Here is a 9914-nt window from a genome sequence, read left to right as displayed (position 1 = left end):
TTCTGGAAAGCATCGGTCCATATTTTTTTTGTTTTGATGGATGCCAGAACCTTCTCGGCATCTTTAGGATGATCCCAAAAGTTTGGGCCTAAGGTTATATCCTGTTCCTTTTGCATGGCATCGAGTTTGGTATCGATGTCAAAGATGCCTCCTCAGGGAAGTTGTTCTATCCCTTAAATCCTGCATATTTTCTCTTGTCATAAGGCAAATATATAAAAATGAAAACAGGGCAAATAAAAAAGGCTCACAATTGATATCAATCGTAAGCCTTTCTATATAAATATTTTTTTAAGCTGTGCGCAGCTGGCTTAACAGCATCGTCATATCGCCGCCGTTGCCGCTAATTTTTGACAGGATAGCGCTTAAAGCGAACTCCTTGTTGTGTTCTCCTTTTGATTCTTCCATCAATTGGTGCATAACCGGCGGGATAAGCTTACCGGCAATTGACATTGCCGTAGGTGTATCCATGTTATAGAAGTTGTTCAGTTTATTGGCAAACCTGTTTACCACACTTGTAATAAGCGGATTATCATAAATTGCCGAAAATTGGAAATATTTCACCAGGTCTTTCAATTTACCACTTTCCATATGGTTCTTTAAAACCTCGATAATAGAGCTTGAAGCATCGTTGATTACTGCCTCACGATGTTTTTCGGCAACTAATGGGTTATTCATAACAGCCGCCCCGGCGTTATTTTTTACAAGCAAAAAGAGTTTTTCGAACATGATAGTATGTAATTAAAAAACAAATTAAGAGAATGATGAAAAATTATTGGTTTACTTACCAACCCAACAAATATATCATTTATAAGTTTTAATATTCAAAATATTATTAAACTTTTGTTATTAAAATGACAATTCCTTGGTGTAAAACAAACACTATGTATAGTGTGTTAAAATAACACTGAACTGTCCTTTTTTCACATTTAATGCAGGGGTCAATTTTAACTTGTTATTTTTACAAAAAACATCACAACTATGCTGCCAAATATTGATTTCACAAGCACCCAATCCTATAAATATTTAACCGACCATTACATTGATATTGTGTCGAAAAGTTTAAAGGAATTATTTGAATCTGATAATCAGCGTTTTGAAAAATTCTCATTACAGTTTGAGGATATTTTGCTGGATTTTTCCAAAAACCGCATTGACGAGCAAACCCTTGCCTTATTGATACAATTAGCACGCGAGTGTGGTGTAAATGAGGCAATCGACGCTATGTATTCTGGCGAAAAGATCAACGTGACGGAAGGCCGCCCTGTTTTGCATATCGCTTTGCGTAACCGCAGCAATACCCCCGTGTATGTTGATGGTAAAGATGTAATGCCCGATGTGAACAGCGTGCTTGCCCACATGAAAGAATTTAGTGAGGCGATCATATCTGGCTCCTGGAAAGGCTATACCGGCAAAGCCATTACCGATGTGGTGAACATTGGCATTGGTGGCTCTGACCTTGGCCCCGTAATGGTAACCGAAGCTTTAAAAGCATACAAGAACCATCTTAACCTGCATTTTGTATCTAACGTTGATGCTACCCATATAGTAGAAACTTTAAAAACAGTTGACCCCGAAACTACCCTGTTCCTGATAGCATCTAAAACATTCACTACGCAAGAAACTATGAGCAATGCCCATAGCGCTCGCGATTGGTTCATTAAAAATGGTGGTAAAGATGAGGATGTGGCCAAACACTTCGCGGCACTATCTACCAATGCCGAAGGTGTTGAGAAGTTTGGTATCGATACCAAAAACATGTTCGAGTTTTGGGATTGGGTTGGTGGCCGTTACTCGTTATGGAGCGCTATTGGCTTATCTATCGCCTTAAGCATAGGTTTCGACAATTTTGTTGAGCTGTTGGATGGCGCGCATGCTATAGACAATCATTTTAAAACCACCCCGCTTGAGCAGAACCTGCCTGCTATACTTGCCCTTATAGGTGTGTGGCATAACAACTTTTTTGAGGCAGAAACAGAAGCTATTTTGCCGTATGACCAGTACATGCATCGCTTTGCAGCTTATTTCCAACAAGGCGATATGGAAAGTAATGGCAAACATGTAGACCGCAACGGTAAACATGTAGATTACCAAACCGGCCCTGTTATTTGGGGTGAACCGGGCACCAACGGTCAGCACGCGTTTTACCAGTTGATACACCAGGGAACAAAACTTATTCCATGCGATTTTATAGCGCCTGCGCAATCGCACAATCCGCTGGGCGAACATCATAATATGCTGCTATCAAACTTCTTCGCCCAAACCGAAGCTTTAATGAACGGCAAAAGCGAAGAAGAGGTAATTGCCGAATTAAAGAAAGCCGGTAAAACCGAGGAAGAGATCAGCGAGATAGCACCGTTTAAGGTATTTGAAGGGAACCGCCCAACAAACTCTATCCTGGTTAAAAAAATAACCCCACGCACATTGGGTAGCCTTATTGCCATGTACGAGCACAAAATATTTGTACAGGGCATAATCTGGAATATTTACAGTTTTGACCAATGGGGCGTTGAACTGGGTAAGCAATTAGCCGGTAAAATACTACCCGAGTTAAAAGGCAACGAGGAAATAACCAGCCACGATTCATCAACCAACGGTTTGATCAACCAGTACAAGGCCTGGAGGTAATTTCCAGTTGGCCGTTTTGAGTTTGCAGTAAGCAGTAAAAATCGAACTGTCATTTCGAACGAGGTACGAGGAGAAATCCTGTTCAATAATGCATTTATCGAACAGTATTTCTCCTTTCTTTTTGGCTATCCGTTGGTTGAAACCAACGGCAATGATATAAACCGGTATGAAGGATACTCAATTAATTGATTGCCGTCCCTTTCAAGGGACGGATTAATTATAATTCCTATATTGGCTTTAGCCAAACCAATAAACATGTCATTTGTAAAAATCTGGATTCACTTAGTTTTCTCAACTAAAAGCAGGCAGCCATGGCTGAATAAAGAATTTAGATACAAACTGCACCAGCATATCATCGAAAACTGCAAAGAGAAGGAAATATTTTTACAAGCCATTAATGGGTATACCGACCACATCCATTGCTTAATATCTTTAGGAAAAGACCAAAGCATTGCTAAAATAGCCCAGCTTATAAAAGGGGAATCCTCTTTCTGGATAAACAAGCAAAATGTAATTGAAGAGATATTCAATTGGCAAGATGATTATTTTGCTGTTTCAATAAGTGAATCACAGGTAGAAACAGTTGCTAATTACATTAAGAACCAGGAAAAACATCATGCAAAAAAATCATTTGCAGAGGAAGCGGAGGAATTTATGACTGTATATGGCTGGCAAACTATCCACGCTTAGCTTAGAAGTTTCGGCTAAAGCCGGATTATTTGCCTGTTCATCCGTTGGCTAAAGCCAACGGCAATGATATAAATGTATGATGACGGCTCAATCAATCATTGCCGTCCCTTTTAAGGGACGGATAACATGCTAATCACCTTTCACTTCATAACACATCAACACCACCCCAGTATCAAACATTTTTACCCTGCACAGCCGCATGCTCAATCGTTGGCGCAGGTTCTTAAAAAGCGGCCTGCCTTTGCTTATGGCCACAGGGTAAACCCAAATTCGGTATTCATCTACAATATTTAAGCTTATAAGGGTGCTAACCAGTTCACCGCTGCCATAAACTATCAGATCTTTACCTGTTGATTTTTTAAGCTCTTTTATTTCTTTGGAGATACTCCGGCCCGCCAAACGTGAATTACGCCAGCTTACACTTGTTAAAGTTTTTGAGAACACCACCTTTTCATAACTATTCATCATATCTGCAAAGTCGGCATCTTCGCGGGCGCTATGCAGGTTTGCCTGTTGGGCCGACCAATATGGCGCCATTCCCTGATAAGTATTGCGTCCTAATACTATGGTATCGGCGTTGCCCAATTGTTCGGCTGTAACCCGGGCCATTTCATCATCCCAATACGGCGCATGCCAATCCAGTTCGCCATACGGGCCGGCCATAAAACCGTTCAAGGTTACATTCATCGACACAATAAGCTTCCGCATCTTCAAATTTCTATTTCACTGCAGGATTATAGCAAAGCACTGTTATGCCGCATTCAAACTGAGTGGCTTTTACCAGCTTTAGGGCCAGCTTTTCCTCAACAGCGTTATAAATGCTCATACCTTTCCCAATAGCAGCCGGGTTTACAAACAGGTGGTACTCGTCAATTAAATTGTTTTTTACTAATGCCGATGCAAAGCGCGCGCCTCCGTAAGCCATAATATCTCCCCCGGGCTGCTTTTTAAGATTATTTATTTCTTCAACTATATCGCCATTTGCTAAGGCCGTGTTTTCCCATAGGTGGGTGGTTAATGTTTTAGAGAATACCACTTTAGGGCTATCAACCATTTTATGGGTAAATACATCTGCAGATGGGTCGGCAGCGCGTTCTTTCCATACGGGGATAAAACCCTCGGCCAGCACACGGCCAAGTATAATAGTATCTATTGGCTCTGTTATGCCTTTAACATATTCTTTCAATTTATCGTCCCAATCCCAGGTCATCCAATCCATTTCGCCATTGGGGCCGGCTACAAAGCCATCAAGGCTAACCTGCATCTGTAATTTTAGCTTCCTCATTACTATTTGTTTGATAATACAAAGGTACTTCCGCTATAAAAACTTATTAAGGTGCAAAAAGGACTTTTTAGGGGTTGTTTACGACTTTGTTCTTCCTTACTTTTATTTTTATAAACCAGTTAACCCATCGCTACCATGAAACATGTAACTATCCTGATCACCAACGAGGCGGTTTTGGCAAGTATTGTCGACCCACGGATAATATTTACCGGCGTAAACGACTTTTTAGCCGCAGCCGGCAAACCACCAATGTTCAATGTGCAGCTGGTGGGTTTAGAGAAGGAAGTGAAGTTGCATGGCGGCTTATTTTCGGTACATACCGATGCAGTACTGAATGATGTTAAAAAAACCGACCTTATTATTATACCCGCCTTTGGTGGGGATATGCGGACCAGCATAAAACGCAACGAAGAGTTTTTACCATGGATAGTTGACCAGCACTACAAAGGCGCCGAAGCCGCCAGCCTTTGTGTTGGTGCATTCCTGCTGGCTGCCACAGGTTTATTAGACGGAAAAGAATGTTCTACCCATTGGCGGTTTGCAAACGAATTTAGGGAGGTGTTCCCGCAGATAACCTTGGTTGACGACCGAATTGTTACCGAGCAAAAGGGCCTGTACAGCAGTGGTGGTGCAACCTCCTATTGGAACCTGCTTTTGTATCTTATAGAAAAACATGCCGGGCGCGATATGTCTATTATGGCAGCCAAGATGTTTGCTTTGGAGATTGACCGCAAGAGCCAGTCGCCATTTATTATGTTTAACGGGCAAAAAACTCACGAGGACGAGCCGATAAAGAAAGCCCAGGAATTTATAGAAGCAAACATTACTGAGAAAATTTCTGTTGAAGACCTGGCCATAAAATACGCCATTGGCAAACGCCATTTTGAACGCAGGTTTAAAAAAGCCACCAATAATAGTCCGCTGGAATATATACAGCGCGTAAAGATAGAAGCCGCAAAAAAGCACTTGGAAAGCAGCCGCAAAAATATTAACGAGGTAATGTACGATGTGGGCTACTCAGATACCAAAGCCTTCCGTACGGTGTTTAAAAAAATAACCGGCTTATCACCTGTAGAATACAGGAATAAGTATAATAATGTAAATTAGACCTGTCATATCACAATTAACCGCATGTTTAATACCAACCGTATAGCCTTTGTCCGGGGGCTTTTAATTGCATTTATATTTTGCAGCCTCGCCATTTCAGCATCGGCTCAGGAGACGCCCAAAGCTATTATCAGCAATATTATTTCAACCGTTAACAGCCGCAATACCAGCCAAGCTATCGAAAAAATATACCTGCAAACAGATAAGCCTGCGTATCAAGCGGGCGATACCTTACGGTTTAAAGCTTATCTACTGGAAAGCACCACCTTAAAGGCAAGTAAAAAAAGCGGTATCATGTATATCGAGATTGCGAACGATAGCAGCAAGCTCATAAAACGAATCATGGCACCTGTTGATGCCATAACCTACGGCAATATAGTGCTTGATGAGAAAGACATGCCACAAGGCACCTACATTTTAAGGGCGTACACGAGTTGGATGCGCAACTTTGATGAGGCCTACATTTACAGTAAACCCTTTTATTTTAGCAAAGTCGCTGATAACGACTGGCTGATAAACTATAACGCCCATACCGAAAAAAACACCGACGCATACAAAGTGCAGCTTGCCTTAAAATTTAACAGTTTAGATGCCGGCCCTGTTGGTTTGCGCGAAATGCAATTGAAATTAACCGATGGTAAACGCACCTGGTTAAAAAGCAACGTAAATACAGATATGGACGGGCTGGTAAACGTAAATTTCGAACTGCCCGAAAAAGCCGACTTCAAAAATTTATCGTTAACAATGCGCGATCTGCGCAAGCGTGAGGGCAACCGCAGCCTGGTAATGCCATTAGCATTTAACCGCCCTCAAAATATCGATCTGCAATTTATGCCCGAAGGGGGTAGCCTGGTTGCAGGTTTACCAGCCTATGTAGCCTTTAAAGCTATAAACGAGGATGGCCGGGGTACAGATGTATCCGGCAGTATATATAACAATAAGCAGGAGGAGGTTGCAACTTTTAATTCGGCACACAAGGGCATAGGTGCATTTCATATGCTGCCGCAGGCAGGCGAGGTTTATTCGGCAAAAATAAAACTGCCAGACGGATCTTATAAAAGCTTTCCGTTGCCGGCGGTTAAAGCCTCGGGGTTTGTGCTTAAAGTTAGCAACCCGTTCAAAAGCGATTCGATAGTGGTTTTTATAGCGGCCACTCCTGATATAGCAACTACAACAAATAATTACTACCTGATGGCCCATACAAGGGGGATGGTTTTTTACGGGGCTTTGGTCAAGTTTAATAATGGCATTGCAAAACTGCTTCTCAATAAAAAAACATTACCCGGTGGCATATTGCGCCTAACCTTAATTGGCGCTGATAAAAAACCGCTTAACGAGCGCATGGTATTTGCCGACTATAACAATAAATTAAACATCATTATAAGCGCCAACAAAGCGATATACAAACAGCGCGATAGTGTTGCGTTAAACATGAAAGTAACTGATGTATATGGGGACCCTGTTGAGGGCAGTTTTTCGCTTGCTGTTACCGATGATGGGCAGGTAAAAACCGACAGCTTAAAGAATAGCTCGATAATGAGTTATATGCTCCTTACATCAGACCTTAAGGGCGGAGTGGAAGACCCGGGTTATTATGAGCGCAGCGCGGATGATGCTATTAAATGGCAAGACCTTGACCGCCTGCTTTTAGCACAAGGCTGGGCCGTTTACAATTGGAATGACGCCATTTCCCCAACCAAACCAATGCCGTATGCGGCCGAACCGGAGTTTTTAATTACAGGCCGTGTTACCAATGTGTTTAATAAACCCGTATCAAATTCGAGGATAACGCTGCTTTCAAAAAAGCCGATGATGGTAACCGATACCATTACCAATGCAAACGGTGTGTTTACGTTTAAAGATATACTCCCCTCGGATACGGCGGTATACTTTATACAGGCCCGTAACAAAAAAGGGAAAAGCAATAACGTGGGTATTGAAATGGACGAATTTAAGCCCCCTGTTTTTACCCCCAGGGCCGAACGGTTAATCCCTTGGTATCTTAATGCCGATAACAGCAAGTTAAGCATTGTAAAAAACCAGATAACCTTAAAACAGAACTTCGAGACCATTACCCGTGGTAAAGTGCTTAAGGAGGTGCAGATCAAAAGTAAAAGGATAATAAAAGATTCTAAAAATCTGAACGGGCCCGGTGAGGCTGATATAACTATTGATGATGAGCAGCTTCAAAAAGCGGGCAGAACAACCCTGCGCGACCTGCTATATAAAAATGTAAAGGGATTTGGTCCGGTTGCAAATAAGTTCGGGGTGATTTATTATCGCATAAGGACACAGTTAGCGCACATTATTATAGATGGTGTTGATATTGATTTTTTAAAACCTGATGGCGTAAGGCCATACGATTATTTTAACCAGTATCTTGATTACTATGATGCGGAAGAAATTAAAGGCATTGAGATCATGACCAAGTCGGCAAATGTATCGGCCTACACCAACCGCTTTGTAGACCCCATGGCGATACTCTGGGAACATGCCTTTATTGAGGTTACTACGCGCAGCGGGCACGGGCCTTTCATGAAAAAATCGATTGGTACTTATGTGTTCAGGCCAATGCCTATTAACATACCTAAACAATTTTATTCGCCTAAATACTCGTTGAACCCTACACCCAACATGACCGATATCCGATCAACCATACACTGGGAACCCAATATTATTACAGACAAGGATGGCAAAGCTACCATCAGCTTTTACACTGCCGATGCCCCTGGTAAGTACACTATTATTGCCGAAGGTGCCGATCTGGATGGCAGTGTAGGAGTAAAAAGAGAAAGCATCAGCGTTGAAAAACGCTGATCGGGGACTATACATGCTATGTCATTTCGAACGAGCGTGGGGTTGGGAAAGCGTAGGCCGCGAAGAGAAATCTTTTACAATTGGCAGGTAGAGACTTATCCATTGTAAAAGATTTCTCCTCGTACCTCGTTCGAAATGACATTTTTTTAAAAGAGAAAAGCGGGCAATTGCCCGCTTTTCTCTTTTAAACTCCCCGTCATCCTGAACTTGTTTCAGGATCCCACAGGACAAGTGGCCACTTTGCACGTGAGGTGCCGAAATAAATTCGGCATGACGTTCTGGCTTAATTATTTCTTAATAAACTTTACCTGGAACAGTTTATTCCATTTTTTACCGGTTATAAAAATGCGCTTGGTAGTTTTATCGTAAGCTATACCGTTTAATACATCAGCTTCGGGGTTGCGGCTGGCTTCGGGGTAAAGGTTGGTCAGGTCAATCTTTTGCAAAACAGCGCCGGTTTTAGGGTCTATCACCAGTATATAATCTTTATGATAAACGTTGGCGTAGATCTTCCCGTCAATATATTCCAGTTCGTTAATTTCGTTAACCGCGCCTTTGTCATCATATACGTCAACAAACCCCATTTGCTGGTAGGTATCTTTATTAAGGAACCAGATGCGGTTGGTGCTGTCGTCCATGTAAATTTTGTTGTCGTCGTGAGTCATGCCCCAGCCTTCTACACCAACGTTATTATCAAACTTGCTCAGCAGGTTCAGCGTTTTTTTATCATATATATAACCAATCTTTTCAGTATAGGTTAGCTGAACCACTTTGTCACCTATAACAGCTATACCTTCGGCAAATATCTTTGGGTCAATATTTACTACCTTAAGTACATTGCCGGTATTAAGATCGGCCTTACGCAGGCTCGACTGGCCGTTCCCTTCGGCCACACGGCCGCCATCGCTTTCATACAACACGCCATCGTGGTATTCCAGGCCCTCGGTATAAGATGCGGTATCATGTGGGAAAACTTTTTCTACATGATAAGCCAGCTCTTCGGGAGCTTTAGCGGCCAGTAATACAATATTGGTGGTAAGCTCCTGGCTTTTGCCTGCCTGATATATTTTGGCGGTAATAATTCTTGCACCCAGGGTAAGGCTATCTGTTTTTAAACTTACTACTGACGAGTCTTTAGCCACGCCAACTCGAGCAGAATCCAGCAGGTAAACTACTGAATCTATCTTGGCATCCGCAGGGTAACCAACTTTTAGGGCAATGGCATCGCCAGATTTGTAATTGCTGCCCGCATCGGGGCTTATCGTAAATTCATCGGCCTTATTATTGTCTTTACATCCGTAGGCCAGCAAGGCTATTATTGCGAAAAGGGCTATTCTTTTATTCATTTTAAATGGCAGAAGGCCAAAAGGCATCTTCAATATGTTTTAAT

General features: G+C 42.1%; 8 protein-coding genes and 1 pseudogene. 4 read left to right on the top strand and 5 right to left on the bottom strand.

Annotated features, from left to right (window positions below; genetic code table 11):
- Together prfB and JWQ85_RS10100 are read right to left on the bottom strand one after the other, a co-directional pair.
- Window positions 1–201 (bottom strand): annotated as a pseudogene (prfB, locus tag JWQ85_RS10105) (peptide chain release factor 2); the annotation flags it as partial.
- An 87-nt stretch (window positions 202–288) separates the two neighbouring features.
- Window positions 289–726: a hypothetical protein gene (locus JWQ85_RS10100; RefSeq protein WP_299467509.1), complete on the bottom strand. Its 438-nt coding sequence runs from the start codon at window positions 724–726 to the stop codon at window positions 289–291.
- A 252-nt stretch (window positions 727–978) separates the two neighbouring features.
- On the opposite strand from JWQ85_RS10100, the gene pgi reads away from it, so the two are divergent.
- Window positions 979–2625: a glucose-6-phosphate isomerase gene (pgi, locus tag JWQ85_RS10095; RefSeq protein ID WP_299467507.1), complete on the top strand. Its 1647-nt coding sequence runs from the start codon at window positions 979–981 to the stop codon at window positions 2623–2625.
- Between the two features lie 255 nt (window positions 2626–2880).
- The gene (gene tnpA / locus JWQ85_RS10090) at window positions 2881–3315 is read left to right on the top strand and encodes an IS200/IS605 family transposase (protein ID WP_299467505.1); all 435 of its coding nucleotides are present in this window, start codon (window positions 2881–2883) and stop codon (window positions 3313–3315) included.
- 129 nt (window positions 3316–3444) lie between these two features.
- Here the strand turns inward: tnpA and JWQ85_RS10085 are convergent, their stop codons facing one another.
- Both JWQ85_RS10085 and JWQ85_RS10080 read right to left on the bottom strand, forming a co-directional pair.
- Complete coding sequence (locus JWQ85_RS10085; RefSeq protein ID WP_299467503.1) at window positions 3445–4023, bottom strand: dihydrofolate reductase family protein; 579 nt, start codon at window positions 4021–4023, stop codon at window positions 3445–3447.
- 10 nt (window positions 4024–4033) lie between these two features.
- The gene (locus JWQ85_RS10080) at window positions 4034–4600 is read right to left on the bottom strand and encodes a dihydrofolate reductase family protein (protein WP_299467501.1); all 567 of its coding nucleotides are present in this window, start codon (window positions 4598–4600) and stop codon (window positions 4034–4036) included.
- Window positions 4601–4735: 135 nt separating this feature from the next.
- Between JWQ85_RS10080 and JWQ85_RS10075 the strand changes: the two genes are divergently transcribed.
- Both JWQ85_RS10075 and JWQ85_RS10070 read left to right on the top strand, forming a co-directional pair.
- On the top strand, window positions 4736–5707 hold the full coding sequence (locus JWQ85_RS10075; RefSeq protein ID WP_299467499.1) for a GlxA family transcriptional regulator: 972 nt from the start codon (window positions 4736–4738) through the stop codon (window positions 5705–5707).
- Window positions 5708–5731: 24 nt separating this feature from the next.
- Complete coding sequence (locus JWQ85_RS10070) at window positions 5732–8524, top strand: hypothetical protein (protein ID WP_299467497.1); 2793 nt, start codon at window positions 5732–5734, stop codon at window positions 8522–8524.
- 287 nt (window positions 8525–8811) lie between these two features.
- Here the strand turns inward: JWQ85_RS10070 and JWQ85_RS10065 are convergent, their stop codons facing one another.
- Window positions 8812–9870, bottom strand: coding sequence for a glutaminyl-peptide cyclotransferase (locus tag JWQ85_RS10065; protein WP_299467495.1), 1059 nt, complete (start codon window positions 9868–9870; stop codon window positions 8812–8814).
- Window positions 9871–9914: the final 44 nt, after the last annotated feature.

Source organism: Mucilaginibacter sp., assembly GCF_028288105.1.
Classification (GTDB): Bacteria; Bacteroidota; Bacteroidia; order Sphingobacteriales; family Sphingobacteriaceae; genus Mucilaginibacter.
The sequence above is the reverse complement of the archived record's forward strand: the minus strand, read 5'-3'. Positions and strand labels throughout refer to the sequence as shown.

Excerpts from the sequence above, each read along its gene's own strand:
- JWQ85_RS10085 (WP_299467503.1), bottom strand. The coding sequence starts at position 4,023 with ATGCGGAAGCTTATTGTGTCGATGAATGTAACCTTGAACGGTTTTATG.
- JWQ85_RS10070 (WP_299467497.1), top strand. The coding sequence starts at position 5,732 with ATGTTTAATACCAACCGTATAGCCTTTGTCCGGGGGCTTTTAATTGCA.
- pgi (WP_299467507.1), top strand. The coding sequence starts at position 979 with ATGCTGCCAAATATTGATTTCACAAGCACCCAATCCTATAAATATTTA.
- JWQ85_RS10080 (WP_299467501.1), bottom strand. The coding sequence starts at position 4,600 with ATGAGGAAGCTAAAATTACAGATGCAGGTTAGCCTTGATGGCTTTGTA.
- tnpA (WP_299467505.1), top strand. The coding sequence starts at position 2,881 with ATGTCATTTGTAAAAATCTGGATTCACTTAGTTTTCTCAACTAAAAGC.
- JWQ85_RS10065 (WP_299467495.1), bottom strand. The coding sequence starts at position 9,870 with ATGAATAAAAGAATAGCCCTTTTCGCAATAATAGCCTTGCTGGCCTAC.
- JWQ85_RS10075 (WP_299467499.1), top strand. The coding sequence starts at position 4,736 with ATGAAACATGTAACTATCCTGATCACCAACGAGGCGGTTTTGGCAAGT.
- JWQ85_RS10100 (WP_299467509.1), bottom strand. The coding sequence starts at position 726 with ATGTTCGAAAAACTCTTTTTGCTTGTAAAAAATAACGCCGGGGCGGCT.